This window comes from Leifsonia sp. GW821-FHT13C09 (assembly GCF_058806435.1).
The window spans coordinates 152,578-179,072 of record NZ_JBXAPS010000001.1; the positions used below are offsets into that span (position 1 = coordinate 152,578).

The following is a 26,495-nucleotide window of genomic DNA, read 5'->3' on the forward strand; positions in this document are numbered from 1 at the left end:
CCATCCGTTCCGGAGTTGTGCACGCGACACGCCGCGTCGCCCCGTGCATAACTCCGGAACGGATGGAGTGGGTCGTCAGTTCTCGTAGATGCGGGGGACGCGGGGGGAGACGCCGGTGATCATTTCGTCTGCGATGGTTTCGGCCCAGTCGGCGTACTTCTCGGCGGTGACCGTGCCGTCGCGGCCGGACCCGAAGAGCACGGCGGTGTCGCCGACGGCCACGCGCGCGAGACCGGGGTCCACGATCATGGTGTCCACCCCGACGTCGATTACGCGGCAGCGCTGCCCGGCGAGGAGGACGGAGGTCTTGGCGATGCCGAGCACCGGCACGCCGTCGCCGTAGCCGATGCCGAGCCGGGCGTGCGTGGTGCCGCCGACGTGGCTCTCCACGACCGGGGCCTCCAGCCGCATCACCGGCTCCAGCCCGAGCTCGGCGCCTGTGCAGTCGTCGAACGGCGAGAAGCCGTAGGCGGCGATCCCGAACCGGACCAGATCGAAGCGGGCCTCGGGCATCCGGATGCCGGCCGAGCTCGCCGCCAGGTGCAGGATCTCGAACCGGGCGCCGCGCTCCTCGGCCCCGGCGACCGCGCTGCGGAACTCCGCCAGGGCGGCCTCGTCGTCCGCGATCGAGGCGTCGGCCAGGTGCGACCAGGCCGCGCGGACGCGCACGACGCCCTGCCGCTCCAGCTCGAGGGCGGCGTCGATGAGGTGCGGCCACTGCTCGCGGGTGGCGCCGTTGCGGCTGAGGCCGGTGTCCACCTTGAGGTGCACGACGGCCGGCCGGTCTGCGCGCGCGGCCGCGATGGCCTCCAGTTGCCAGACGGCGGAGATGCCGAGCTCGATGTCGGCGTCGATCGCGGCGCGCCAGTCGGTGTCCTCGCCGTGCAGCCAGGCCAGCAGCGGGACGGTGATGCCGGCGGAGCGCAGAACGAGACCGGCGGGGACCTCCAGCACGGCGAGCGAGGTCGCGCCCGCCTCCAGCCCGGCCTCGGCGATCGGCAGCAGGCCGTGGCCGTAGGCGTCGGCCTTGACGGCGAGCATGGTCTCGGCGGGGGCGATCAGCGCAGAGAGGTGGGCGACGTTCCGCCGCAGCGCGGCCAGGTCGATGACCGCGCGGGGGAGCGGCTCCGCGATCGCGTCCACGATGGTCACTGCGCTCTCCTCGTCCAGTGTCCGTACATCCGCTCGATGCGGCGGCCCAGCCGGCTGGTGATGACCGGAGCGGCCGCGCCGAGCGCGGCCTCCCAGTCCAGCACGGACGGCTCGCCGCGGGCCGGGTCGCCGAACAGCACGACCGGATCGCCTGGCTGCGCTTCGGCGTCGCCGATGTCGACGACGAACTGGTCCATCGCGATGCGGCCGGTGATCCGGCCGGTGGTCTCGCCGACCAGCACCGGCGCCTTGTTTGAAGCGACGCGCAGGATGCCGTCGGCGTAGCCGAGCGCGACCAGCACGAGGGTGCTGGGGCGGGCGGTGCGGTAGGTGTAGCCGTAGGAGACGCCGCGATCGGCGCCGACGCGCTTGACCGCGATGATCTCGGCGGTGAGGCGCAGTGCGGGTGCGACGCCGGCGGCGTCGGTGAGCCCGAGCAGTTCGGGGCCGAGCAGGTGGGCGGGGCCGCTGGCGTGCCGACCGGCCGGGAAGCCGACGGTCACCGGCAGCGCGATGCCCTCGTCCGCGATGGCGGCGGCGTCCTCCACCCGGGAGACGAGAAGACCGCCGACCCCCGCGTCGGTCAGCGCCCGGGCGACGGGCATGAGCCCGTGCCCGTACGCGTCCGCGCGGAGATCAGCGGTGCAGTCGGGGAGCGGCGCGGTGGCCGCTGCGGTGGCGTTCGAACGGATGGCTTCGAGGTCGACGAAGGCGCGCCTGCGCACGCCGGTGGCTCCTGCCATCGCTCGGTCAGCCCGTTCGCGTGGGTCGCGGGGACCTAGGCGCGCTGCTCTTCGAAGAGACGAGCCGTCTCGTCGTGCCAGCTGTGCGCGATCTGCGAGAGCTTCTCCTGGTGCTTCTTGCCGTGGTGGGCGCAGAAGAGGAGTTCGCCGTTGTTGACGACGACGCGGATGTACGCCTGAGCGCCACAGCTGTCGCAGCGGTCCGCGGCCGTGAGTTGCGGCCCCGACTCGAGCTCGTCAACCGCACCGTTCTCCGAGGTGATAGTAGACATGTGATGCTCCTTTCCGTCGCAACCGGTGAACTCGGTACGTCTATAGAACCACGTAATCCCTGTGACGAGGCGCGGATCGCCTGCTATTTCGCTCAACGCGAAGCATCTCGGCCCGTGGGTGTCGGGGCGGGGAACGTCGCGGGCAGCACGTAACCTGGAGAATGCACGGCGCGTCACCGCACGCGCCGCGACCCGGAACACCGCACGGAACACAAGGAGCGCTCGTGGCGAGCTCGGACTATTCGGCGAGGCACCTGTCGGTGCTCGAGGGCCTGGAGGCCGTTCGCAAGCGCCCAGGCATGTACATCGGCTCCACCGACTCGCGTGGGCTGATGCACTGCCTGTGGGAGATCATCGACAACTCCGTCGACGAGGCGCTGGCCGGGCACGGCACCGCGATCGAGGTCATCCTGCACCCGGACGACAGCGTGGAGGTCCGCGACAAAGCGCGCGGCATCCCGGTCGACGTCGAGCCGAAGACCGGGCTGACCGGCGTGGAGGTCGTCTTCACCAAGCTGCACGCCGGCGGCAAGTTCGGCAGCGGCTCCTACGCCGCCTCCGGCGGCCTGCACGGTGTCGGCGCGTCGGTCGTCAACGCGCTCTCCGAGCGGCTCGACGTGGAGGTCGACCGCGACGGCAAGACCTGGGCGATGTCCTTCCACCGCGGCGAGCCGGGCGTGTTCGACGACGGCAAAGCAGCGCCGAGCCCCGACGCGAAGTTCTCGCCGTTCGTCAGCGGCAGCGAGCTGCGGGTCGCGGGCAAGGTCGCCAAGGGCGTCACCGGCACGCGCATCCGGTACTGGGCGGATCGCCAGGTGTTCACCGCGGGCGCCGAGTTCTCGGTGGACGACCTCGTCGGCCGCGCGCGGCAGACGGCGTTCCTCGTCCCCGGGCTCGCGATCACGATCGACGACCAGCGCTCCCCGGAGGGCGAGCGGACCACCTTCAGCTACGACGGCGGCATCTCGGAGTTCGTGGACTTCCTGGCGCCGGACAGCCCGATCACGGAGACCTGGCGGCTCACCGGCGAGGGCCACTTCACCGAGACGGTGCCGGTGCTCTCCGACGGCGGCGCGATGGTGCCGACCGAACTCAAGCGCGAGTGCCAGGTCGACATCGCGCTGCGCTGGGGGACCGGCTACGACACCGTGATGCGCTCCTTCGTCAACATCATCGCGACCCCGAAGGGCGGCAGCCACCAGACCGGCTTCGACCAGGGGCTGCTCAAGTTCCTGCGCCAGCAGGTGGAGCTGAACGCGCGCCGGCTGAAGGCGGGGACGGACAAGCTGGAGAAGGACGACGTGATGGCGGGGCTCACCGCCGTGCTGACCGTCCGCCTCCCGGAGCCGCAGTTCGAGGGGCAGACCAAGGAGGTCCTGGGAACGCCGGCGGTCCGCACGATCGTGGCGAACGTCATCCAGAAGGCCCTCGCCGAGCGGTTCGGGTCGACCAAGCGGGACGACAAGGCGCAGTCGGCGCTCGTGCTCGACAAGGTCGTGGCGGAGATGAAGTCCCGCATCTCGGCCCGCGCCCACAAGGAGACGCAGCGCCGCAAGAACGCGCTGGAGACCTCCTCGCTGCCGGCGAAGCTGGTGGACTGCCGGTCGAGCGACGTGGCGAACAGCGAACTGTTCATCGTGGAGGGCGACTCGGCGCTCGGCACCGCGCGGCGCGCCCGCGACAGCGAGTACCAGGCGCTGCTGCCGATCCGCGGCAAGATCCTCAACGTGCAGAAGGCGTCGGTCTCCGACATGCTCTCCAACGCCGAGTGCGCGGCGATCATCCAGGTCATCGGCGCGGGTTCCGGCCGCACGTTCGAGCTCGGCTCGGCGCGGTACGGCAAGGTCATCATCATGTCGGACGCGGACGTCGACGGCGCCCACATCCGGACGCTGCTGCTCACACTCTTCTTCCGCTACATGCGGCCGATGATCGAGGAGGGCCGGGTATTCGCGGCCGTGCCTCCGCTGCACCGGGTGGTCGCGATCAACCCCGGCTCGAAGCCGAACGAGACGATCTACACCTACTCGGAGGCGGAGCTGCAGGCCGTCCTCGCCGACCTGAAGAAGCGCGGCCGCAAGTACCAGGAGCCCATCCAGCGCTACAAGGGCCTGGGCGAGATGGACGCCGACCAGCTCGCGACGACGACGATGGACCGCGCCCACCGCACCCTGCGCCGCGTGCGCGTCTCCGACGCCGAGGCGGCCAACCGCGTCTTCGAGCTGCTGATGGGGAACGACGTGGCGCCCCGCAAGGAGTTCATCATCGCGGGCGCGGACGACCTGTCCCGCGCGCGCATCGACGCGTAGGCAGCGGAGGAGCTCCGGCGCGACACGCCGTCTGGAAGCAGTTGACGGAGGAGATCCCGGCCGGGATGGCCGGGATCTCCTCCGTTAACTGCAGCCCCGCGCACTGACTTCAGCCCCGCGCGCGTCGGTAGCGGAGGAGATGCGGGGCTGGGAGGGGTGGATGTCCTCCGTTAGCTGCCGACACGCCGGGGGCCGGAGTGGATGTCCTCCGTTGGCGTCAGGCGAGGCGGCGGCCGATGGAGGCGACCACCATGTCGAGGGGGGTGCCGGAGCCGTCGCGGCGGGCGCCGCCCTCGGGGAGGACGCGCGCGGCGCCGTCGGCGCCGACCGCCAGCGCGGGAGCGGCGCCGACCCAGGCGAGCGCCAGCTCGGTCTCGCCCTTGAGGAAGCGCTGCGAACGGACGCCGCCGGTCGCGCGGCCCTTGGCCGGGAACTCGGCGAAGTCGCTCACCTTGCCGCTGCCGGGGTCCGCGCCGGGGAGGGTCTGGTCGCTGACCGCGACCGTGACGACGACCGCCTCCTCGCGCTCCGCGGCCTCCACCGCACCGAAGAACACCACGTGGGCGTCCGCGGCCAGGTTGATGCCCGCCATGCCGCCCGCCGCCCGGCCCTGCGGGCGCACCGAGCCGGCGGAGAACCGCAGCAGCTGGGAGTCGCTGGACACGAAGACGAGCTCCGCGTCGTCGGCCGACTGCACGGCGCCGACGAGGGCGTCGCCGGCCTTCAGCGCGATGATCTCGAACTCCGGCTTGTTGGCCCAGTCGCCTGGCGTCACCCGCTTGACCACGCCCTGCCGCGTGCCGAGCGCGATCGCGCGCGGCGCGTCGAGCGACACCAGCGCGAGCACCCGCTCCTTGCGGTCCGCCAGCGCGAGGTAGTCGCCCACCTTTACGCCCGCGCCGAGCTGCACCGAGTTGAGCGGGGCGGCCGGGAGGTCGACGGGGGAGAACCGGATGAGGCGTCCGCGGTCGGTGACGGCGCCGATCTCGCTGCGGCTCGTGGTGTCGAGCCGCGACAGGATCGCGTCGTGCTTGCTGCGCCGGGCCGGCGGCTGGATGCGGTCGAGGCCCTCGCCCTCCCCGGCGCCCGCGTCGACGCGCAGGATGCGGCCGGTGGTCGAGAGGTAGACCCGGCAGGGGACGTCGGCGACCTCCAGCTGCACCGTCATCGCTTTGCTGCGCGAGCCCGCGCCCGCGATCGACGGCTTCGCCTCGGTGAGCAGCGTGCGGCGCGGCGTGCCGAACTTCACGGCGACCTGCTCCAGCTCGTCGGAGACGAGTCCCTCGATGCGCGCCTTGCTGCCGAGGATCTCCTCGAGCTCGGCGATCTCCGCTCGCAGCTGGTCGCGCTCGGTCTCCAGTTCGATGCGCGAGAACTTGGTGAGCCGGCGCAGCCGCAGTTCGAGGATGTAGTCGGCCTGCAGCGTGCTCAGGTCGAACACCTGCTGCAGCCGCGTGCGCGCCTGGTCGGTGTCGTCGGAGGTGCGGATGACCTGGATGACCTCGTCGATGTCGAGGATCGCGATGAGGAGGCCCTCGACCAGGTGCAGGCGCTCCTTGCGGCGCGCGAGCCGGAACTCCGAGCGCCGCGTGACCACGCTGATCCGGTGGTCGAGGTACACCCGCAGCAGCTCGCGCAGCCCGAGGGTCTGCGGGCCGCCGGCGACGAGCGCGACGTTGTTGATCGCGAAGCCCTCTTCCAGCGGCGTGTGGCGGTAGAGCTGCTCGAGGACGGCCTCCGGGCTGAACCCGGTCTTGATGCCGATGACGAGGCGGAGGCCGTGCTGCCGGTCGGAGAGGTCGGTGACGTCGGAGATGCCGTTCAGCTTCTTCGCGTTGACGCCGTCCTTGATCTTTTCGATCACGCGCTCCGGGCCGACGCCGTAGGGCAGCTCGGTGACGACCAGGCCGCTCTTGCGTGCCGTGATCGACTCGACGCCGACCTTGGCGCGCATCCGGAAGCTGCCGCGGCCGGTCGCGTACGCGTCGCGCACGCCGGCGAGGCCTGCGATGGTGCCGCCGCTCGGGAGGTCGGGGCCGGGGACGTAGTCCATCAGCTCGTCGAGCGTGGCGTCCGGGTTGGCCAGGAGGTGGCGGGCTGCGCCGACGACCTCCACCAGGTTGTGCGGGGCCATGTTGGTGGCCATGCCGACCGCGATGCCGCTGGCGCCGTTGACCAGGAGGTTGGGGAACGCGGCGGGCAGCACGTCGGGCTGCAGGAGCTGGTTGTCGTAGTTGGGGACGAAGTCGACGACGTCCTCGTCGAGGTCCTCGGTCAGCGCGAGCGCGGCGGCGGCGAGGCGCGCCTCCGTGTACCGGGCGGCGGCCGGGCCGTCGTCCAGCGAGCCGAAGTTGCCGTGGCCGTCGACCAGCGGGACGCGCAGGGTGAAGTCCTGGGCCATCCGCACGAGCGCGTCGTAGATGGCGCTGTCTCCGTGCGGGTGCAGCTTTCCCATCACCTCGCCGGTGACGCGCGCCGACTTGACGTGGCCGCGGTCCGGGCGCAGGCCCATCTCGGTCATCATGTAGAGGATGCGCCGCTGAACGGGCTTCAGGCCGTCCCGGGCGTCGGGGAGCGCACGCGAGTAGATGACGGAGTACGCGTACTCCAGGAACGAACCCTGCATCTCGGTCGTGACGTCGACGTCTTCGATGCGTTCGGTGGTGGCGGCCTGATCGTCTGCTGGTGTCATTCGTGCATTCGGTGATGTGGGGCGGCAGGGAGCGCCGGTTCGACGGCTCCCGTCCGTCCAGCTGTGACAGACTGGGCCGGATGCCCCCCATGCTACCGGCCGCGTTCACCACCCGAGCGAGCCTCGCCACGGTAATGCCGAGTTCTCTCGGGGCGCTGCGCGGGGAGGGCAACGACCTCGGGCTGCCTCCGCTGGAGCACGCGGTCGTCGTCGTGGTCGACGGCCTCGGCGCCGCGGCACTTCGCGCCCGCGAGGGGCACGCACGGACCCTGGCCTCCCGGCTCGCGAAGGCGACGACGATCGACGCCGGCTTCCCGACCACCACGGCCGCCGCGCTCGCGACGCTGACGACCGGAACGACGCCGGGGGAGCATGGCCTGGTCGGCTACCGCGTCCGGGACGGCGCGGGCCGGCTGACCAACCAGCTGAACGGCTGGGACGACCGGATGGACCCCGCCACCTGGCAGCGCGCCGAGACGGTCTTCGAGCGCGCGGCGGCGTCAGGCGTCGCCTCCTACGCGCTCGGCGTCCCCGCATACGCGGACTCCGGCTTCACGCACGCCGTGCTGCGCGGCGCGGAGTTCATCGGCGGCCGCACGATGGCCGACCGCTTCGACGCCGCGCGGGAGGTGCTCCGCGCGCCCGGGCCCGCGCTCACCTATCTCTATGTGGCCGAGCTCGACCAGGCCGCCCACGCGCGCGGCTGGGAGTCGCCCCGCTGGACGGCCGAGCTGGAGACGCTGGACGCGCTGGTGGGACAGCTCGCGGCCTCCCTCGGCCTGGGCCAGGGCATGCTCGTCACCGCCGACCACGGCATCATCGACATCCCGGAGAGCGGGCACGTGCTCTACGACACCGCGCCGGAGCTGCTGGACGGCGTCGCAGAGGTCGCCGGGGAGCCGCGCATGCTGCACCTCTATACAGGGGAGTACGCCCGCGCCGACGACGTGGCGGCGCGCTGGCGCGAGGTGGAGGGCGCCCGCTCGTGGGTCGCGACGCGTGCCGAGGCGATCGAGGCGGGCTGGTTCGGACCCGTCGTCGCGCCGGAGGTCGCGCCGCGGATCGGCGATGTGCTGGTCGCCGCGCGCAAACGCATCGCCTACTACGACTCGCGCGACCCGCAGCGCACCGGGCGCAGCATGATCGGCCAGCACGGCTCGCTCACGGCCGAGGAGACCCGGGTGCCGCTGCTGCGGTTCGGGGCGGCGGCCTAGAGCTCCGGAGGTGGCTCAGGCCAGGTCGTCGTCTGTGCGCGCGCCGAACACGATCTCGTCCCAGCTGGGCATCGCGGCGCGGCCCTTGCGGCGGCCTGTCGCGACCTGCGTCTGCTCCTGCGTGGAGGACAGCGGTGCGGGCGGGGGAGGCGTGGGCGGGCCGGAGGTCGGCGCCGCCGGCGGCGGGCCGAACTCCTCGATGACCGCGATCGTCTCCTCGACCACCCGGAACGGCGTGATCGGGTCGAGGAGCGTCGGCTGCTCGACCTGCTCGTGGCGGCCGTTGCGGTCGGCGCGCTCGCCGCGGTCGGTGCGCGTGGCGGGCTCCTCGTAGCCGGCGGCCTCGCGCTCGCCCCGGCGGCGGCGCAGCGCCTCCAGGAGGTCGGCGGTCTGGTGCAGGTCGCGCGGCGTCTCGTCCGCGCGCTTGATCGCGGAGATCGCGATGGAGTTGCTGGCGCGGCCCGGGGTGTGCGGCTCGAGCGGCTCGAGCGGCTGGGTGACCTCGGGCCCCAGGAGGTCGACTCCGGGTGCGGGGAAGGTGAACGCGCCGCTGTCGAAGCGGGAGTCGTCCGGCTCCTCGTGCGGCAGGACGGCCCGCAGGCGCGGGATGAGGGCGCCGCCGCGCAGTTCGCCGGCCTGGGAGAGCGTGGTCGCCTCCGAGTTGAGCGGGGCGAGGGCGTGCTTGCGGAGGTCGTAGCTCCAGCGGGCGTCGTGGTCGATCTCGTCCGCGGTGAACTCCAGCTTGATCACCCAGCCGGTCTCCGCGTCCTTCCAGCTCGCCCAGCGCTCGCCGGCGACGCCGAGCGAGGCGAGGCGGTCGCGGATGACGGAGCCGAACGTGTCGGGGTCGCCCAGCGGGTCGACCTCGGCGGCCGTGCGGACGGGGACGCTGAGTGCGCTCGCGACGACGTGCTCGCGCTCGGCCACGATCGGGCCTTCGAAGCGCTGGACGTAGTCCAGGGGCGCGCCCGTGACGGCGGCGACGTCCTCGGCGGACATGCCGGAGCGGATGTGCGCCTGGATCTCGCGCGGCGACAGTTTGGGGACTTCGGCGGACGCCTGCTGACGCACCTGCCGGATCTTCGACTGCAACGTGTCGTCGACGGCGATGCGGAAGCGTTCACCGTCGTCGCCGACGGCGACGATGGCACCGTTCTCGACTCCGATGACCTTCAAATCCTGCATTGTGATGCCTTCCGAGCTCGCGTTCGTTCCGGCCCAGAATGCCACGGGAACGGGGGACATCCGGGGAATACCGCGGGCGTGCCGGAAGTTGAACACCGAGCAAACGCTGAGAGGCTCCTGCGCGGTTTTGCTATTCGCAGGCGATTGATGCAAACTATGGCCGCCGATTGCGAGAATCGGCCGTTACGACGAGAAGTGGATGGGCATGGCAACGGATTACGACGCACCGCGGAAGACCGAGGACGACTCCGAGTCGATCGAGGCCCTCAAGGAGCGAGTTCCGGACAAGATGTCTGGTGTTGTCGACGTCGAAGACGCCGACAACCCGGGCGGCTACGAGCTCCCTGGCGCCGACCTGTCGGACCTCGACCTCGATGTCGTGGTGCTGCCTCCCCAGGCCGACGAGTTCACCTGTGTGAGCTGCTTCCTGGTGAAGCACCGCTCGCAGATCGACCACGAAACGAAGCTCGGACCGATCTGCATGGAATGCGCCGCCTGAGCGACGCACCGCACCGCCACGACGCCCGGTAGCCCTGAGAGGGACCACAGAGGCCCCGCGAGGAGCTACAGAGGACGTCGGGCCTCATCGAGAACCCGGACCAGCTGGTCCGGGTTTCTTGTCGAGATCAGCCAGTAGGGCGCCGGGTCGTCCACGTCGAGCACGGGGACCTTCACGACCGGCTTGATCCAGCCGCGGATGAGCAGCCAGGCGCGCGCGTCCAGCCGCTGACCGCGCTCCAATGTCGCCTCCTCGCCGGAGAACGCCTGCGGCTCGCCGATGAACTCCAGCGGGATCTTCGCGTTCCCCGCGGCGAGCTCGGTCGACGTCACCCGGATCACGGGGGCGGAGACCAGCAACGCGATCACGATCGCGGCGTAGAAGACGATCGCCAGCACGACGCCGACGGCGAAGTTGATCGGGGCGAAGACGAGCATCACGGCGGGCACGACGAGGATGGTGGAGACGAAGAGCCAGGGGGTCGCCCAGAGCCGTTCTCGGTAGAGGTCCATAGGACTATTCGATCATCCTTCGTGCACTACCCTCGACACGTGACCGAAACCGTGGACGTCCCGATCGTCGCCGACCGCATCCCCGTGTACGCCCACCCCGGTGACGCGGGAGCCGACCTGTGCGCGGCGGAGCCCGTGACGCTGGCCCCGGGGGAGCGGCACACCGTCCCGACCGGCGTCTCGATCGCGCTGCCGGAGGGCTACCTCGGCTTCGTCGTCCCCCGCAGCGGCCTGGCCATGCGCCACGGCATCACCATCGTGAACGCGCCGGGCACCGTGGACGCGGGCTATCGCGGCGAGATCAAGGTGACCGTCCTGAACACGGACAGGTCCATGTCGTACGATATCGCCGTCGGCGACAGGATCGCGCAGCTGATCGTCATGCCGGTCGCGCAGGCCCGGTTCGTCCCCGTCGACACCCTCCCGGACAGCCACCGCGGCACCGCGGGCTTCGGCTCGTCCGGCTACACCGTCACCCAGGCAGGAGAGCACGCGTGACCGACAGTATCGACACCCCCGGCGAGGCCGAGCCTCAGGACATCGAGAAGTCCGCACCGGAGGATCGGGAGACCGAAGGTCCCCTCGACGACAGCGAGGCGAACCCGGTCCGTCCCTACGTCGACCTCGGCGGCGTCAAGATCCTCCCGCGCGAGGGCCTGCACCTGCGCCTGGAGGTCGAGGAGGAGTCCCAGCGCGTCGTGGCCGTGGGGCTCGACTACGCCAACTCCACGCTGCAGGTGCAGCCGTTCGCCGCGCCGCGCTCGACCGGGCTGTGGCACGAGATCCGCGGCCAGATCGCGGAGCAGGTGCAGCGCCAGGGCGGCCGCGTGAGCGAGCGCGACGGCGTGTTCGGCCCGGAGCTGGTCGCCGAGATCCCCGTCGCCCCGCCGCACGGCGCCCCGGGCGAGACCCGCGTCGCGCGCTTCGTGGGCGTGGACGGCCCGCGCTGGTTCCTGCGCGGCGTGATCGCCGGCGACGCGGCCGTGAAGCCGGAGGCCGCCGCGCTGGTCGAAGACCTCTTCCGCAGCATCGTCGTCGTGCGCGGCACCACCCCGATGCCGCCGCGCGACCTCATCCCGCTGCGCATGCCGTCGGCCCCCACCACCGGCGACAGCGGATACAGCTCGCTGTGAGCGGAAGCCGTGACGTGACCGACCAGCACCACGAGCCCGCGCAGCCGGAGTCCGCCCAGCCCGGCGACGAGGAGCGCGACCCCGTCGCGTCCACGCTCGGCGAGAGCCTGGCGAAGGCTGCGCGCAACTCGGGCATGGGGCAGCTCGTCGACGGCGAGACGCCGACCGGGACCGCCCTGCTCTCTGCCCTCGGCGGTGTGCGCGGTCTGCTGGAGACCATCCTCCCCGGCCTGGTCTTCCTCATCGTCTTCACGTTCACGCAGAACGTCCCCCTGTCGATCGGCATCTCGGTGGCGGTCGCGGTCGTGTTCACCGTGGTGCGCATCGTCGGGAAGACCCCGGTCACGCAGGCGCTGGCCGGACTGATCGGCGTCGGGCTCTCCGCGATCTTCGCGCTCATCACCGGTCGCGGCGAGGACAACTTCATCCTGGGGATCTGGACGAACGCCGCCTACGCCGCCGCCCTGCTCATCTCGATCCTGCTGCGCTGGCCGCTGATCGGCCTCGCGGCCGGCTACCTGATGGGCGACGGGCTCGCCTGGCGCTCGGTGAAGTCGAAGTTCCGGGTGATGCAGGCGCTCACCTTTCTCTGGTTCCTGCTCTTCGCCGCGCGGTTGCTCGTCCAGGTGCCGCTCTACCTGGCGCACTCCGACGCGGCCACCAGCGCGCTCGCCCTCACCAAGCTGCTGATGGGCGTTCCCCTCTATGCGCCGCTGCTGCTGATCACCTGGTTCGTGGTGAAGGGGCAGTTCCCGCAGAAGCCGCAGTCGCCGCCGCAGTCTCCATCCGCGAAGCCGCAAGGCGACAGCGCCGGCTAGGCGCGCACACCGTCCAGGAGGGGGATGATGCTCGACGCCCGCACCAGGGAGGGGCTGAGCGCCGCGCAGGTCGCAGAGCGCCGCGCAGACGGCCGCGTCAACCTCCAGCGCCAGCCGGGGTCGCGGTCGATCCCCGACATCCTGCGCGAGAACATCTTCACGCTGTTCAACGGCATCCTCAACGGCTGCTTCATCGCGGTGCTGCTCCTCGGCGACCTGCGGGACGGCTTCTTCTACGGCGTCGTCGTCGTGAACGCCCTGATCGGCATCGTGCAGGAGCTGCGCGCGAAGCGGGTGCTCGACCGCGCGGCGCTGCTCGCGGCGCCGGAGAGCCGGGTGCGCCGCGACGGGCAGGTGGTCGCGATCGCGCTGGAGGACGTCGTCCTCGACGACCTCCTGGTGCTGCGCCCCGGCGATCAGATCCCCGCCGACGCGGTCGTGGCCGAGAGCACCGGGCTCTCGCTGGACGAGTCGCTGCTGACGGGGGAGTCCGACCCGGTTTTCAAGGACGAAGGCGCGCAGCTGCTCTCCGGCTCGCATGTCGCGACCGGCACCGGGTACGCGATCGTCACCGCGGTGGGCGCCGACTCCTACGCGAGCAAGCTGACCAGCGAGATCCGGCGGCACTCGCTGGTGCACTCCGAGCTGCGCGACGCGACCAACCGCATCCTCGTCTACCTCTCCTGGATCCTCGGCCCGATCATCCTGGTGACCATCATCGGACGGGTGCTCGCCTACGGCGGCTTCAACGAGCTCTTCACGGACTCGCGCTGGCGGCGCGCGCTGCTCGACGCGGTGGCGGCCGTGGTCGGGATGATCCCGGAAGGCCTCGTGCTGCTGACGAGCCTGGCGTTCGGCGTCGCCGCCATCCAGCTCGCCGCGCGCAAGGTGCTCGTGCAGGAGCTCGCGGCCGTGGAGGTGCTCGCGCGCGTCGACGTGCTCTGCCTGGACAAGACCGGGACGCTCACCACCGGGGAGCTGGTGCTGGAGGGCACGGAGCCGATCGGCGACGTCCCGGGCGAGCTCGCGGAGATCGCGCTCGCCGCGTTCGGGGCCGACGAGACGGGGAACGCGACGTCCGGGATCCTCTCCACCGGCTTCCGGAGCGACCGGTTCCGGGTCGAGCGGCGCATCCCGTTCAGCTCGGCCACCAAGTACAGCGGACTCGTCATGCGCGTGGCGGACGAGGAGACGGCGTGGGTGCTCGGCGCCCCCGAGCGCGTGCTCGCCGGTCACGAGGAGGCGCTGCGGCGCGCGACCTCCATCGCCTCGACCGGGCGCAGGACGCTGGCGCTGGCCCGGGCGATCGACCCGCTCCCGCACGGCACGCACGTGCCGCTCGAAGGCGTGCGCGTGCAGCCGGCGCTGCTGGTCGTGCTCGGCGAGACGCTTCGGCCGGAGGCCCGGGAGACCCTCGGCTACTTCGGCGAGCAGGCCGTCCGCGTGGTCGTGATGTCCGGCGACAACCCGGTGACTGTCGAAGCTGTCGCCCGGGCGCTGAACATGGAGGGCGAGGCCGTGGACGCCTCCACCCTGGAGACCGACGACGACCTGGCTGCGGCGCTGGAGCGCTCCAGCATCTTCGGGCGCGTCAGCCCGGAGCAGAAGCGCACGGCCGTCGGCCTCCTGCAGCGTCAAGGGCGGACGGTCGCGATGACCGGCGACGGCGTCAACGACGCGATGGCGATCAAGGACGCGAACCTCGGCATCGCGATGGGGACCGCGACGGCGGCGACCAAGGCCGTCTCCCGGCTCGTGCTGCTCGACAACCGGTTCGACCGGCTGCCGGACGTGCTCGCATCCGGCCGCCGGGTGATCGCCAACGTGGAGCGGGTCTCCAACATCTTCCTCGCGAAGACGGTCTACGGCATCCTGCTCGCGCTGTTCAGCGCCGTGGTGCTCTGGCCGTTCCCCTTCCTGCCGCGTCAGCTCACGCTGGTCTCGACGCTCGCCATCGGCATCCCCTCCTTCTTCCTGGCGCTGGCGCCGAACAAGCGCATCTACACGCCGGGCGTGCTCTCGCGCATCCTGCGCTACTCCATCCCGACCGGGATCATCGCCGGGCTGACCGCGGTCGTGGCGTACGCGCCGCTGCACAGTTCCATCCCGCTGCGCGAGGCGCGCAGCGTGACCACGCTCGCGCTGTTCTGCGTGTCGCTCTGGATCCTCTGCGTGCTCACCCGCCCGCTGACGATCTGGCGGTGGTTCCTGCTCGGCGGGGTGGCGGCGGCGTTCGTGCTGGTGTGCGTCATCCCGGCGACGGCGAGCTTCTTCGAGATGCACCTCTCGCTGGACACGGCGCTGCTCTGGGGGATCGCGGTGGGCGCCGTCGGATCGGCCGGAATCGAGCTGTTCTACCGCTTCGCGCGGCGGCGTGGCCTGGTGTTCGACCGGGTCTGAACGTGCTAGATTTTATCTCGACGTCAAGATACTTTCCCGAGTCGATGACTTAGGGTTACCTTGCTGGAACGGGACGTCGACGCATGACGAAGATGGACACGGCGCGCGGGATCTCGCCTGCCGACGAAGGAGAAGGCACAGTGTCAGCTGTAAACACTTTCGGTGCGAAAAGCACCCTGACGGTGGGGTCGAAGGACTACACGATCTTCAAGATCGACACGGTCGACGGCTACAAGAGGCTCCCGTTCAGCCTCAAGGTGCTGCTGGAGAACCTGCTGCGCACGGAGGACGGCGCCAACATCACCGCCGAGCACATCAACGCCCTCGGCGGCTGGGACCCGGAGGCGGAGCCCGACACCGAGATCCAGTTCACGCCGGCCCGCGTGATCATGCAGGACTTCACCGGCGTCCCCTGCATCGTCGACCTCGCCACCATGCGCGAGGCCGTGTCCTCGCTCGGCGGGGACCCGGACAAGATCAACCCGCTCGCCCCGGCCGAGATGGTCATCGACCACTCCGTCATCGCCGACCTGTTCGGCACGGAGGACGCGCTGGAGCGCAACACCGACATCGAGTACGAGCGCAACGGCGAGCGCTACCAGTTCCTGCGCTGGGGCCAGACCGCGTTCGACGACTTCAAGGTCGTCCCGCCGGGAACCGGCATCGTCCACCAGGTGAACATCGAGTACCTGGCGCGCGTCACCATGACCCGCGAGGTCGGCGGCGAGCTCCTGGCCTACCCGGACACCTGCGTCGGCACCGACTCGCACACCACCATGGTCAACGGCCTCGGCGTGCTCGGCTGGGGCGTCGGCGGCATCGAGGCGGAGGCGGCCATGCTCGGCCAGCCCGTCTCCATGCTCATCCCCAAGGTCGTCGGCTTCAAGCTCACCGGCGCCATCCCGACCGGCGTGACCGCGACCGACGTCGTGCTCACCATCACGCAGATGCTGCGCAAGCACGGCGTGGTCGGCAAGTTCGTGGAGTTCTACGGCGCCGGCGTCGCGGAGGTCCCGCTCGCCAACCGCGCCACCATCGGCAACATGAGCCCGGAGTTCGGCTCGACCGCCGCCATGTTCCCGATCGACGACGTCACCCTCGATTACCTGCGCCTCACCGGCCGCAGCGAGGAGCAGATCGCCCTCGTCGAGGAGTACTCGAAGGCGCAGAGCCTGTGGCACGACCCGGCCAACGAGCCGGTGTTCTCCGAGTACCTGGAGCTCGACCTCTCGACGGTCGTCCCCTCGATCGCCGGCCCGAAGCGCCCCCAGGACCGCATCGAGCTGAGCAAGGCGAAGGGCCAGTTCGAGAAGGACCTGGTCGACTACGCCGACATCTCCCACGACCTGGTCGACCTGACCATCTCGGAGTCCTTCCCGGCCTCCGACCCGGGCGAGCTGTCGCCGGAGGACGGCCACAGCCACCACGTCCACACGCACCACAGCCACGCGCCGAAGACGGCCTCCAGCCCCACCCCGGTGAAGCTGCAGGACGGCACGGACTTCGTGATCGACCACGGCGCGGTCGCCATCGCGGCGATCACCTCGTGCACGAACACGTCGAACCCGTCGGTCATGCTGGCCGCCGGCCTGCTGGCGCGCAACGCCGCCGCGAAGGGCCTCAAGGCCAAGCCGTGGGTCAAGACCACGCTGGCTCCTGGCTCCAAGGTCGTCACCGACTACTACGAGAAGGCCGGCCTCACCAAGGACCTGGAGGCCCTCGGCTTCTACACGGTCGGCTACGGCTGCACCACCTGCATCGGCAACTCGGGCCCGCTGCTGGACGAGATCTCGGCGGCGGTCAACGACAGCGACCTCGCCGTCACGGCCGTCCTCTCGGGCAACCGCAACTTCGAGGGCCGCATCAACCCCGACGTGAAGATGAACTACCTGGCCAGCCCGCCGCTGGTCATCGCCTACGCGCTCGCCGGGTCGATGAACTTCGACTTCGAGGTGGACCCGCTGGGCACCGACGCCGACGGCAACGACGTGTTCCTGAAGGACATCTGGCCGGACGCTGCCGAGGTGCAGCAGACGATCGACTCCTCCATCAACGAGGGCATGTTCGTCCACCAGTACGCGTCGGTCTTCGAGGGCGACGAGCGCTGGAAGTCGCTGGCCACCCCGACCGGCTCGGTCTTCGAGTGGGACGAGAAGTCCACCTACGTGCGCAAGCCCCCGTACTTCGAGGGCATGACGCTGGAGACCACGCCGGTCACCGACATCACCGGCGCCCGCGTGCTCGCCAAGCTCGGCGACTCGGTCACCACCGACCACATCTCGCCCGCCGGCTCCATCAAGGCGGACAGCCCGGCCGGCCAGTACCTCACCGAGCACGGCATCGACCGCAAGGACTTCAACTCCTACGGCTCGCGCCGCGGCAACCACGAGGTGATGATCCGCGGCACGTTCGCGAACATCCGCCTGCGCAACCAGCTGCTGGACGGTGTGGAGGGCGGCTACACCCGCGACTTCACGCAGGCCGACGGTCCGCAGTCGTTCATCTACGACGCGTCGCAGAACTACCAGGCGCAGGGCACCCCGCTCGTCGTGCTCGGCGGCAAGGAGTACGGCTCCGGCTCGTCGCGCGACTGGGCGGCGAAGGGCACCAGCCTCCTCGGCGTCCGCGCGGTCATCACCGAGAGCTTCGAGCGCATCCACCGCTCGAACCTGATCGGCATGGGCGTCGTCCCGCTGCAGTTCCCGGCCGGCGAGAACGCCGACTCGCTGGGGCTGGACGGCACCGAGTCGTTCTCGATCACGGGGCTCGAGGAGCTCAACGAGGGCAGCACGCCGAAGACGGTGCACGTCGTCGCGGAGCCGACCGAGCACTCGCCGTCGGGCAAGCAGACCGTCGAGTTCGACGCGGTGGTCCGGATCGACACGCCAGGTGAGGCGGACTACTACCGCAACGGCGGCATCCTGCAGTACGTCCTGCGGAGCCTGGTGTAACCAGACCGTTGTCAAGGGGAGGCTCGGGATCGCCTGGTTCCGAGCCTCCTCCGATTCACAGGGTTCTACACTGAAATCCATGAGCATCCTCGAAACCATCCACGGGCCGCGTGATCTCGACCGGCTCACGGAGCGGGAGCTCGACCAGCTCGCTGCCGAAGTGCGGGCGTTCCTGGTCGCCAACGTCGCCAAGACGGGCGGTCACCTGGGGCCGAACCTCGGCGTGGTCGAGACGACGATCGCCATCCACCGCGTGTTCGACTCGCCGCGGGACGCGATCGTCTTCGACACCGGGCACCAGTCGTACGTGCACAAGCTGCTCACGGGCCGCCAGGACTTCTCCCGGCTGCGCCAGCGCGGCGGCCTCGCCGGCTACCCGCAGCGCTCCGAGTCCGAGCACGACATCGTCGAGAGCTCCCACGCGTCGTCGTCGCTGAGCTGGGCGGACGGCATCTCGCGCGCCTTCGAGATGACCGGCCAGAACGACCGGCACGTGATCGCCGTCGTCGGCGACGGCGCGCTCACCGGCGGGATGACGTGGGAGGCGCTCAACAACATCTCCGACGACAACAACCGCCGGCTGATCATCGTCGTCAACGACAACGGGCGATCCTACGCGCCGACCATCGGCGGGATGGCGCGCTTCCTCAACACGGTGCGCACCCGGCGCACCTACCGCAACCTGTACCTGACCAGCCGCAAGGCCTTCGACAAGCTCGGCACGCCCGGCCAGTCGTTCTACCGCGGCATCCGCGGCGGCCTGCACGGCTTCCTCAGCCGCTTCTCCAACAACGAGTCGCTGTACTCGAACCTCGACATCAAGTACATCGGGCCGGTGCACGGCCACGACATCGCGGCGATGGAGGAGGCTCTGCGCCAGGCGAAGAACTACGGCGCCCCGGTCATCGTGCACGCGATCACGCAGAAGGGCCGCGGCTACGAGCCGGCCCTGCGCGACGCCGCCGACCAGTTCCACGCCGTCGGCCAGATCGACCCGGAGACGGGCGAGGCGCTCGAGAGTTCCACCGGGCAGAGCTGGACGAGCGTCTTCTCCGACGAGATCGTGAAGCTCGCCGAGCAGGACCCGAAGATCGTCGGCATCACCGCGGCGATGCTGCGACCGACCGGCCTGCACAAGTTCGCCGAGCGGTTCCCCGACCGGGTGCACGACGTCGGCATCGCCGAGCAGCACGCGGCGACGAGCGCCGCAGGGCTCGCCTACGGCGGCCTCCACCCGGTCGTCGCTATCTACGCGACCTTCATCAACCGGGCGTTCGACCAGGTGCTGATGGACGTCGCGCTGCACAAGGCGGGCGTCACCTTCGTGCTCGACCGCGCCGGGGTCACCGGTCCGGACGGGCCGAGCCACCACGGCATCTGGGATCTGGCGATCCTGCAGGTGGTCCCCAACATCCAGCTCGCAGCGCCGCGCGACGGCTCCCGGTTCCGCGAGGAGCTGGCGGAGGCCGTGGCGGTCGGCGACGCGCCCACCGTGCTGCGGTTCCCGAAGGGCGAGGTGCAGGCGGACATCCCGGCCGTGCGGCGCCTGGAGGACGGCGTGGACGTGCTGCGCGAGTCCGACAGCCAGGACGTCCTGCTGGTGACGGTCGGCCCGATGGCCGACCTGGGCTTGAAGGTGGCGGACCGGCTCGCGGCGCAGGGGATCGGGGCGACCGTCGTGGACCCGCGCTGGGTCGTCCCGGTGCCCCGCAGCATCCTCAGCCTGGCCGCCGACCACCGCATCGTCGTGACGATCGAGGACGGCATCCGGGTGGGCGGAATCGGCACGCGCGTGCGCCAGGACCTCCGCGAGGCCGGCATCGACACCGCAGTGGACGAGCTCGGGCTGCCGGACGCGTTCATCGACCACGCGACACGCAGCCAGATCCTGGACGACGCGGGGCTCACGCCGCAGAAGATCGCGCGCGACCTGGTCGCACAGGTCCTCGGCAGCCGCGTCCCGATCGCACGCCCGCTGCCCGCGGACGAGCCCGCCGAGGACGTCGCCAAGAAGCGCCGCGCCTGACCCGTCACACTCTTCCCATCACCCGCGGCGGTGGTGGGGGTGCCGCTCAGGCGAAGCGGTAGACGTGCTCGACGGCGCCGGACGGGAACGTCTTGGTGCCGGAGAGCACGAGCGGCCGGCTCGCCTCGGCGACGGGCAGCAGCGGCTTGCCCGAGCCGACCAGCACCGGCACGTACGTGATGTGCAGCTCGTCGATCAGGCCGCGGTCGGCGAACTGGGCCGCGAGCGCGCCGCCGCCGACCATCCACACGTCGCGGTCGTCGGCGGCGTCCCGGAGTTCGGCGTCGAGCTGGGCGATGTCGCCGGAGAAGAACGTGACGACCGCGCCTTCCGGGACCGGCAGCGCGCGGTGGGTGACCACCCAGGTTGGGATGTCCTGGTAGGGCCAGGGACCCTGCTCGCCGAGCACGAACTCGTACGTCGTCGCGCCCATCACCAGCGCGCCGATGCCTGCGATGAACTGCTGGTAGTGCTCGTCGAACTCCTCGAAGCCGAACTGCATCAGCCACTCGATGCGGTCGTGCACGTCGGCGATGAAGCCGTCGATGGAGGACGCGACGTAGTACTTCGTGAGGGCCATGGGGCGACCGTACCAGCCGCCGCGGACACGGGGATATCGTGAGGGCATGGCACTGATGACGATCACACTGGGTACGAAGAAGCTCGAGGTCTCGCGACTCGGCCTCGGCTGCATGGGCATGAGCGCGTTCTACACCGGCGCAGGCGACAACGACGCCGGTTCGATCCGGACCATCCACCGGGCGATGGACCTCGGGGTCACCTTCTTCGACACCGCGGAGATCTACGGCCCGTACACCAACGAGGAGCTGCTGGCCCGCGCCTTCGCCGGCGGCCGGCGCGACCAGGTGGTCATCGCGACCAAGTTCGGCACCATCCGGCACCGCTCGAAGGGCGAGCGCGGCCTGGACGGCTCGCCGGAGAACGTCCGGCTTTCGGTCGAGGGCTCGCTGAAGCGGCTGCAGACCGATCGCATCGACCTCTACTATCAGCACCGGATGGACCCGGGCACGCCCATCGAGGAGACGGTCGGTGCGCTGAAGGAGCTGATCGAGGAGGGCAAGATCCGGCACTACGGGCTCTCGGAGGCCGCGCCGGAGACGATCGTGCGCGCCAACGCGGTGCACCCGGTGACCGCAGTGCAGACCGAGTACTCCCTCTGGACCCGCGACCCGGAGGCGGAGGTGCTGCCCACCGTGCGCGAGCTCGGCATCGGTTTCGTGCCCTACTCGCCGCTCGGCCGCGGCTTCCTCACCGGCTCGATCCGCTCGCTCGACCAGCTCGCCGAGGACGACTTCCGCCGCTTCAACCCGCGGTTCGAGGGCGACAACCTGGAGGCCAACATCCGCATCGTGGAGCAGGTCGACGAGGTGGCGCGCGAGGCCGGGGCCAAGCAGGGCCAGGTGGCGCTCGCGTGGCTGCTCTCGCGGGGCGACGACCTCGCGCCGATCCCGGGCACGCGCCGCGTCGAGAACCTGGAGCAGAACGTCGCGGCCGCCGACCTCGAGCTCACCCCCGAGCAGCTGGCGCGCCTCGACGCCGTCGCGGCCCCCGTCGGCGACCGTTACGCCGACATGAGCCCGCTCAACAAGTAGCCGCCGGGATCACACCCGGAAGCGCAGCCGCAGCGTGCGGGCCTCGGGGCGGAGGGCGAACTCCGGCCAGACGTCCGGCCCGCACGCGCGCGAGCCGAGGCCGTGCTGAGCGGCGTCCACGAACAGGTACGTGGTGTCCGACCCCGGCAGCTCGTGCGGGTGGGGCGCCGCGGCGACCTGCTGCGGCGTGTGCCGGGAGAGCGAGAAGCCGGGGAGGCGTCCGCGGCCGTGCGGGAACGCGGTGAAGCCGAACGCGCCCAGGTCGACCTCGCGCACGGCCGAGCGGTGCCCGGTCTCCTGCGGCCGGGCGTACTCCACGTTCAGCTCGTCCAGGGTGGCCCGGAACCGGCCGACGTATGCGGCACGGGTGCTGTCGGGGTAGGACTCCAGCGGACCGGTGCCGAACCATTCGGCGCCCTCCACCACGCCGTCGCGATCGGGGAGGTCGAACCGCACGCCGATCCGCGGCCACACGCTGGGCCAGCCGGACGACGGCTCGATCTCCACCCGCAGGTCGAGCTCGCCGTCGGTCAGCGTCCAGACGGTCTCGACGGTCACGGAGTGCACGGAGTTCGCCGCCGAGACGCGCGTGATGGTCCGCAGGCCGCGCGCCGCCTCGTTCTCCGCCTCGTGCACCGACACCAGCCGGTGCGTCAGCCGGTCGAGGCCCTGCTCCCGCCAGAGGCTCGCGCTGGAGACGCCGAGGATGCTCGCGTCGCTGTACGCCAGGTCGCCGTACGCGGCGCCCTCGTCGTTGTCGGTGGGGGCGCGGAACAGCTCCAGCCGCGGTCCGGCGACGCCTCGGCCGCCGAGGGCGACGAGCCGGCCCCGCTCGAAGGTCGCTGGGCCGAGCGCGAGCGTCCCTTCCGCCTCCCGCCACTCCAGAGGCCGCGGGGCCGGACGGCGACGCCGCGGCGCCGATCGGTCGACCTGCGCCCGGGCGACGACGTGACCGGCCGGAGCCCAGGCGGTGTCGGCGGCGAGCACGGCCGTCACAGTGAGCCACGTCTCCGCGTCATCCGCCACCGCGACGGTGGGGAGCGGCAGGCGTACCGAATCGCCGGCCTCCACCACCGGGAGGTCGAGCGTGCCGGTGGTCGCCTCGCGCCCCTCGTGCTCGACCGTCCAGCGCAGGGCGACGTCGGCGGTGCTCGCGCTGTGCCGGCGATTCGTCACGACCAGCTCGTCGCCGTCGAACGCCAGGGCGACCGGCTGCGCCACCGCCGCGAACTCGTGCAGTCCGGGGGTGGGCACGTCGTTCGACAGCACAATCCCGTCCATCACGAAGGTGCCGTCGTGGACCACCTCCCCGAAGTCCCCGCCGTACGCGTAGTACGGCGTGCCGTCCGCGGTCCGGGTGAGGATCCCGTGGTCGCGCCACTCCCAGACGAACCCGCCGTGGAGTCGCGGATGCGTGTCCACCAGCGCTTCGTACTGGTCGAGCGCGCCCGGCCCGTTGCCCATCGCGTGGGCGTACTCGCAGAGGAGGAACGGCTTGGTCCGCTGCCGCGCTCCCTGCGCGGGCGTGCAGCCGAGCAGCGGGGCGAGCGAGCCGTCCGTCCCGATCTGCTCGGTCTCGGGCACTGAGGAGTACATCCGCGAGTAGACATCCGTGTACTCGCCGGTGTAGTCGCCCTCGTAGTGCACCGGGCGCTCGGGGTCGCGGTCGTGGACCCAGGCGGACATCGCGGCGAGGTTCGCGCCGGTGCCGGACTCGTTGCCGAGCGACCACAGCACGATCGCGGGATGGTTCTTGTCGCGCTCCACCGTGCGCCGGATGCGGTCGAGGTAGGCGTCGCGCCAGCGCGGGTCGTCGCTCGGATTGTCCCGCCAGCCGGCCTTCTCGAAGCCGTGCGTCTCCAGATCGCACTCCAGGATGACCCAGAAGCCGAGTTCGTCGGCGAGGTCGAGGAGGCGCGGGTGCGGGGGGTAGTGGCTGGTGCGGATGGCATTCACGTTGAACCGCTTCATCCGGATCAGGTCGGCGCGGGCGTGCTCCTCGTCGAAGACCCGGCCGCGCTCGGGATGGGTCTCGTGCCGGTTCATCCCGTGGAAGACGACCCGTCGGCCGTTGACGAGGAACCGGTCGCCGCGGATCTCCACGGTGCGGAAGCCGAGGCGCAGCGACACGGTCTCGCCCCGGGCGGAGACGGTGGCGTCGTAGAGCCGTGGCGTTTCGGCGGCCCACGGCTCGACCGGCCCGACCGCGAGGGGCGCGACGTCGGCGGGCGTCTCCCAGACGGCCTCGACGCGGAGCTCGGGAATGCGCAGGGAGACCGGAAACGCGCTGGCGTCGGCGGTGAGCTCCGGGAGGACGCGTCCGCTGCCGTCCGTGAACGCGGTGCGGAGCCAGACGTCCTCGATCCCGTCGGCCGGACGTGCCGACAGGGTCACGTCGCGGAAGATCCCGGGCAGCCACCACTGGTCCTGATCCTCCAGATAGCTCGCGGCCGACCACTGGTGGACGCGCACCGCGAGGAGGTTGTCCCCGGCGCGCACGTGGTCGGTCACATCGAACTCGTGGGCGAGCCGGCTGCCGCTCGCGGAGCCGACCTCCACGCCGTTCAGCCACACCCGGTAGAGCGACTCGACCCCGTCGAACCGGAGGACCACCCGCGCGTCGGCGGGCCACCCCGCCGGGACGTCGAACCGGCGCCGGTAGTCGCCGGTCGGGTTCTCGTCGGGCACGAAGGGCGGCTCGATCGGGAACGGGTACTGCACATTGGTGTAGATCGGGCGGCCGTAACGGCCGTCGCCGTGCAGGACCCAGTGCGCCGGAACCGGGAGCGTGTCCCAGGCGGCGTCGTCCAGCTCGGGGCGCGCGACGTCGTCCGGCAGGTCGGCGGTGGGGGAGAGCCGGAACCGCCAGTCGCCGTTCAGTGAGAGCGACGGGGCGTCGGACTGCAGCCAGGACCGGGGCGCGCGGAGGGCGCCGGAGGAGGGTGCGGTGTCGGCGAGGAGGGCGGGAGACGGCACGATGCTCCTTGGATGGTCACTGCGGCGTGGAGGGGCTAGCATCGACCGTAGTCGAAAATGGTTCGAGTGACCTAATTTGGAGTAGGCCTCATGTGGAGTGGGATGTGACCGAGAGCCGCGAACCGGCGCGGCGGCGCGGGCCGTACGCGAAATCGGCCGAGCGACGGCAGCAGATCGTCGACGAGGCGTATCGCGTGTTCGCCACGCGCGGCTACCACGGCAGCTCGCTGCGCGAGATCGCCGCCGCGGCCGGTATCGGGCTGAGCACGCTCCAGCACCATTTCGGCGGCAAGGAAGCCCTGCTGCTCGCGGTGCTCGCCCGGCGCGACGAGCTCGGCGGGGATGTGGACCCCACGGGCGGCCGCCCCTCCGACATCCTCCCGTTCCCCGACGCGATCGTCGCCCAGGCCCGGCGCAACGAGAACATCCCCGGGCTCATCGCGCTCTACAGCATCCTCGCCGCGGAGGCCACCGGCCCGGATCACCCCGGCCACGCCTACTTCCTCGGTCGCTATGCCGGAATGCAGGACTCCTACGAACGCGAGTTCGCCGCGCTCGCCGCGGCGGGGCGTCTCCGCGACGGCGTGGACCCGGCGCTCGCCGCAGCGACGGTGGTGGCGCTATGGGAGGGCATCCAGCTCCAATGGCTCTACGCCCCGGAGCGCGTCGACGCCGCCGCGGCCCTACGCGGCTACCTCGACCTGGTGCTGGTCAGCGGGACGTCCGCCGACCAGTAGCGTGCCGCGGCGGCCTGCTAGAAGTCGACCGGGTCGCGCAGCAGCGGGCAGGTCATGCAGTGGCCGCCGCCGCGGCCGCGACCGAGTTCGGCGCCGACGATCGGGATGACCTCCACGCCCGCGCGGCGCAGGGCGTCGTTGGTGGCGGTGTTGCGGTCGTAGGCGTAGACGACGCCGGGTCGCAGCGCGACCGCGTTGTTTCCGCTGTCCCACTGCTGGCGCTCGGTCTCGTAGTTGTCGCCCGCTGTCTCGATCACGCGCAGTCGGGGGAGACCGAGGGCGCCCGCGACGACGTCCACGAAGGCCCTGCCGCCCTCGTCGGTCACGTCGACGGGGTTCGTGCCGCTGCCGGGCCGCAGGGTGAAGGTGTGCACGCGGTCCATGATCGCCGGGTACAGCGTGACCAGGTCGCGGTCGGCGAAGGTGAACACGGTGTCCAGGTGCATGGCCGAACGGAGCTTCGGCATGCCGGCCACGATGACCTGCTCGGCCGCGCCCGCCTCGAAGAGCGCCGCGGCTGTCTGCGTGATCGCCTGCCGGGAGCTGCGCTCGCTCATGCCGATGAGCACGGCGCCGTTGCCCACGGGCATGACGTCCCCGCCCTCCAGTGTCGCCTGACCCCAGTCGCGCTCGGGGTCGCCCCACCAGACGCGCGCGCCCGCGAACGCCGGGTGGAACAGGTAGATCGCCTTCATGAGCAGGGTCTCGTCGTGCCGTGCCGGCCAGTAGAGCGGGTTGAGCGTGACCCCGCCGTAGATCCAGGACGTGGTGTCGCGCGTGTAGAGCGTGTTCGGCAGCGGCGGCATCAGGTACTCGCGCACGCCCGTCGACTCGCGGGCCAGCGCGATGTAGCCGGTCCGGTAGTCCTCGGGGAGGTCGGCGGTGGAGAGGCCGCCGATCAGGAACTCGGCCAGTCTCTCCGTGGGGAGGGACTCCAGGAACGCGCGGGTGCCCTCGACGAGTCCCAGGCCGACCTCGTTGGGGACGACCTTCCGGTCGAGCAGCCACGCCCGCGCCTCCGGCCGGGCGACGGTCTCGGCGAGCACCTCGTGCAGCTCGAGCACCTCGACCCCGTTGGAGCGGAGGTCGGCGACGAACGCGGCGTGGTCGCGCTTGGCGTTCTCGACCCACATCACGTCGTCGAAGAGGAGGTCGTCGGCGTTCGTCGGGGTGAGCCGGTGGTGCGCCAGCCCGGGCGAGGCGACGAGTACTCGCCGCAGCTGCCCGACCTCCGAGTGGACGCCGAATGTGGTGTCGGTCACA

At 71.1% G+C, this 26,495-nt stretch carries 20 protein-coding genes; 11 read left to right on the forward strand and 9 right to left on the reverse strand.

Annotation, left to right across the window (positions count from 1 at the left end):
• Window positions 1-75 precede the first annotated feature (75 nt).
• Genes alr through AC1ROW_RS00740 form a run of 3 tightly spaced genes read right to left on the reverse strand, consistent with a single transcriptional unit; the run spans window position 76 to window position 2,167 of the window.
• Window positions 76-1,152 carry an alanine racemase gene (gene alr / locus AC1ROW_RS00730; RefSeq protein WP_493016977.1) on the reverse strand — a complete coding sequence of 359 codons (1,077 nt, stop codon included), beginning with the start codon at window positions 1,150-1,152 and terminating at the stop codon, window positions 76-78.
• Entirely contained in the window at window positions 1,149-1,895 is a 747-nt protein-coding gene (locus tag AC1ROW_RS00735) for an alanine racemase C-terminal domain-containing protein (protein ID WP_493016978.1), read from the reverse strand. Before AC1ROW_RS00735 ends, alr begins: the two co-directional genes overlap by 4 nt.
• 35 nt (window positions 1,896-1,930) lie before the next feature.
• Complete coding sequence (locus AC1ROW_RS00740) at window positions 1,931-2,167, reverse strand: DUF7455 domain-containing protein (protein WP_055915732.1); 237 nt, start codon at window positions 2,165-2,167, stop codon at window positions 1,931-1,933.
• A 224-nt stretch (window positions 2,168-2,391) separates the two neighbouring features.
• On the opposite strand from AC1ROW_RS00740, the gene AC1ROW_RS00745 reads away from it, so the two are divergent.
• A complete protein-coding gene (locus tag AC1ROW_RS00745) occupies window positions 2,392-4,476 on the forward strand; it encodes a DNA gyrase/topoisomerase IV subunit B (RefSeq protein WP_493016979.1) in 2,085 nt (694 codons plus the stop codon).
• A 217-nt stretch (window positions 4,477-4,693) separates the two neighbouring features.
• Here the strand turns inward: AC1ROW_RS00745 and AC1ROW_RS00750 are convergent, their stop codons facing one another.
• Window positions 4,694-7,168: a DNA gyrase/topoisomerase IV subunit A gene (locus AC1ROW_RS00750; protein ID WP_493016980.1), complete on the reverse strand. Its 2,475-nt coding sequence runs from the start codon at window positions 7,166-7,168 to the stop codon at window positions 4,694-4,696.
• Between the two features lie 89 nt (window positions 7,169-7,257).
• Here AC1ROW_RS00750 and AC1ROW_RS00755 point away from each other — a divergent pair, with 89 nt between their 5' ends.
• Window positions 7,258-8,382, forward strand: coding sequence for an alkaline phosphatase family protein (locus AC1ROW_RS00755; RefSeq protein ID WP_493018331.1), 1,125 nt, complete (start codon window positions 7,258-7,260; stop codon window positions 8,380-8,382).
• A 15-nt stretch (window positions 8,383-8,397) separates the two neighbouring features.
• On the opposite strand, the gene sepH is transcribed toward AC1ROW_RS00755, so the two are convergent.
• Window positions 8,398-9,567 (reverse strand): septation protein SepH, encoded by a 1,170-nt coding sequence (sepH, locus tag AC1ROW_RS00760; RefSeq protein ID WP_493016981.1) that lies wholly within the window; start codon window positions 9,565-9,567, stop codon window positions 8,398-8,400.
• Window positions 9,568-9,772: 205 nt separating this feature from the next.
• On the opposite strand from sepH, the gene AC1ROW_RS00765 reads away from it, so the two are divergent.
• Complete coding sequence (locus tag AC1ROW_RS00765; protein ID WP_179605681.1) at window positions 9,773-10,066, forward strand: DUF4193 domain-containing protein; 294 nt, start codon at window positions 9,773-9,775, stop codon at window positions 10,064-10,066.
• 65 nt (window positions 10,067-10,131) lie between these two features.
• On the opposite strand, the gene AC1ROW_RS00770 is transcribed toward AC1ROW_RS00765, so the two are convergent.
• Entirely contained in the window at window positions 10,132-10,578 is a 447-nt protein-coding gene (locus AC1ROW_RS00770) for a DUF3093 domain-containing protein (RefSeq protein WP_493016982.1), read from the reverse strand.
• A gap of 39 nt (window positions 10,579-10,617) precedes the next feature.
• Here AC1ROW_RS00770 and dut point away from each other — a divergent pair, with 39 nt between their 5' ends.
• The 6 genes from dut (at window position 10,618) to dxs (ending at window position 19,906) form a co-directional block, all read left to right on the forward strand.
• On the forward strand, window positions 10,618-11,076 hold the full coding sequence (gene dut, locus AC1ROW_RS00775) for a dUTP diphosphatase (RefSeq protein WP_493016983.1): 459 nt from the start codon (window positions 10,618-10,620) through the stop codon (window positions 11,074-11,076).
• Complete coding sequence (locus AC1ROW_RS00780) at window positions 11,073-11,711, forward strand: DUF3710 domain-containing protein (RefSeq protein WP_493016984.1); 639 nt, start codon at window positions 11,073-11,075, stop codon at window positions 11,709-11,711. Before dut ends, AC1ROW_RS00780 begins: the two co-directional genes overlap by 4 nt.
• On the forward strand, window positions 11,708-12,529 hold the full coding sequence (locus tag AC1ROW_RS00785) for a DUF3159 domain-containing protein (protein ID WP_493016985.1): 822 nt from the start codon (window positions 11,708-11,710) through the stop codon (window positions 12,527-12,529). The genes AC1ROW_RS00780 and AC1ROW_RS00785 overlap by 4 nt, the downstream gene beginning before the upstream one ends.
• A 24-nt stretch (window positions 12,530-12,553) precedes the next feature.
• Complete coding sequence (locus tag AC1ROW_RS00790) at window positions 12,554-14,929, forward strand: HAD-IC family P-type ATPase (protein WP_493016986.1); 2,376 nt, start codon at window positions 12,554-12,556, stop codon at window positions 14,927-14,929.
• Between the two features lie 140 nt (window positions 14,930-15,069).
• A complete protein-coding gene (gene acnA, locus AC1ROW_RS00795) occupies window positions 15,070-17,880 on the forward strand; it encodes an aconitate hydratase AcnA (RefSeq protein ID WP_493016987.1) in 2,811 nt (936 codons plus the stop codon).
• A 79-nt stretch (window positions 17,881-17,959) separates the two neighbouring features.
• Window positions 17,960-19,906, forward strand: coding sequence for a 1-deoxy-D-xylulose-5-phosphate synthase (gene dxs / locus AC1ROW_RS00800; RefSeq protein WP_493016988.1), 1,947 nt, complete (start codon window positions 17,960-17,962; stop codon window positions 19,904-19,906).
• 46 nt (window positions 19,907-19,952) lie between these two features.
• Here dxs and AC1ROW_RS00805 read toward each other — a convergent pair whose 3' ends face one another.
• Window positions 19,953-20,486 (reverse strand): dihydrofolate reductase family protein, encoded by a 534-nt coding sequence (locus AC1ROW_RS00805; protein ID WP_493016989.1) that lies wholly within the window; start codon window positions 20,484-20,486, stop codon window positions 19,953-19,955.
• Between the two features lie 52 nt (window positions 20,487-20,538).
• Here AC1ROW_RS00805 and AC1ROW_RS00810 point away from each other — a divergent pair, with 52 nt between their 5' ends.
• The gene (locus AC1ROW_RS00810; protein ID WP_493018332.1) at window positions 20,539-21,519 is read left to right on the forward strand and encodes an aldo/keto reductase; all 981 of its coding nucleotides are present in this window, start codon (window positions 20,539-20,541) and stop codon (window positions 21,517-21,519) included.
• Between the two features lie 9 nt (window positions 21,520-21,528).
• On the opposite strand, the gene AC1ROW_RS00815 is transcribed toward AC1ROW_RS00810, so the two are convergent.
• On the reverse strand, window positions 21,529-24,537 hold the full coding sequence (locus AC1ROW_RS00815) for a glycoside hydrolase family 2 TIM barrel-domain containing protein (protein ID WP_493016990.1): 3,009 nt from the start codon (window positions 24,535-24,537) through the stop codon (window positions 21,529-21,531).
• Between the two features lie 62 nt (window positions 24,538-24,599).
• Between AC1ROW_RS00815 and AC1ROW_RS00820 the strand changes: the two genes are divergently transcribed.
• Window positions 24,600-25,232 carry a TetR/AcrR family transcriptional regulator gene (locus tag AC1ROW_RS00820; protein ID WP_493016991.1) on the forward strand — a complete coding sequence of 211 codons (633 nt, stop codon included), beginning with the start codon at window positions 24,600-24,602 and terminating at the stop codon, window positions 25,230-25,232.
• 17 nt (window positions 25,233-25,249) lie between these two features.
• Here the strand turns inward: AC1ROW_RS00820 and AC1ROW_RS00825 are convergent, their stop codons facing one another.
• Window positions 25,250-26,494, reverse strand: coding sequence for an arginine deiminase (locus AC1ROW_RS00825; protein WP_493016992.1), 1,245 nt, complete (start codon window positions 26,492-26,494; stop codon window positions 25,250-25,252).
• Between the last annotated feature and the right edge of the window lies 1 nt (window position 26,495).

Bases quoted from the DNA above. Each gene is read 5' to 3' on its own strand.
- AC1ROW_RS00735 (WP_493016978.1), bottom strand. From the start codon at position 1,895: ATGGCAGGAGCCACCGGCGTGCGCAGGCGCGCCTTCGTCGACCTCGAA.
- AC1ROW_RS00740 (WP_055915732.1), bottom strand. From the start codon at position 2,167: ATGTCTACTATCACCTCGGAGAACGGTGCGGTTGACGAGCTCGAGTCG.
- AC1ROW_RS00750 (WP_493016980.1), bottom strand. From the start codon at position 7,168: ATGACACCAGCAGACGATCAGGCCGCCACCACCGAACGCATCGAAGAC.
- AC1ROW_RS00755 (WP_493018331.1), top strand. From the start codon at position 7,258: ATGCTACCGGCCGCGTTCACCACCCGAGCGAGCCTCGCCACGGTAATG.
- sepH (WP_493016981.1), bottom strand. From the start codon at position 9,567: ATGCAGGATTTGAAGGTCATCGGAGTCGAGAACGGTGCCATCGTCGCC.
- AC1ROW_RS00765 (WP_179605681.1), top strand. From the start codon at position 9,773: ATGGCAACGGATTACGACGCACCGCGGAAGACCGAGGACGACTCCGAG.
- AC1ROW_RS00770 (WP_493016982.1), bottom strand. From the start codon at position 10,578: ATGGACCTCTACCGAGAACGGCTCTGGGCGACCCCCTGGCTCTTCGTC.
- AC1ROW_RS00790 (WP_493016986.1), top strand. From the start codon at position 12,554: ATGATGCTCGACGCCCGCACCAGGGAGGGGCTGAGCGCCGCGCAGGTC.
- dxs (WP_493016988.1), top strand. From the start codon at position 17,960: ATGAGCATCCTCGAAACCATCCACGGGCCGCGTGATCTCGACCGGCTC.
- AC1ROW_RS00805 (WP_493016989.1), bottom strand. From the start codon at position 20,486: ATGGCCCTCACGAAGTACTACGTCGCGTCCTCCATCGACGGCTTCATC.
- AC1ROW_RS00815 (WP_493016990.1), bottom strand. From the start codon at position 24,537: ATGCTAGCCCCTCCACGCCGCAGTGACCATCCAAGGAGCATCGTGCCG.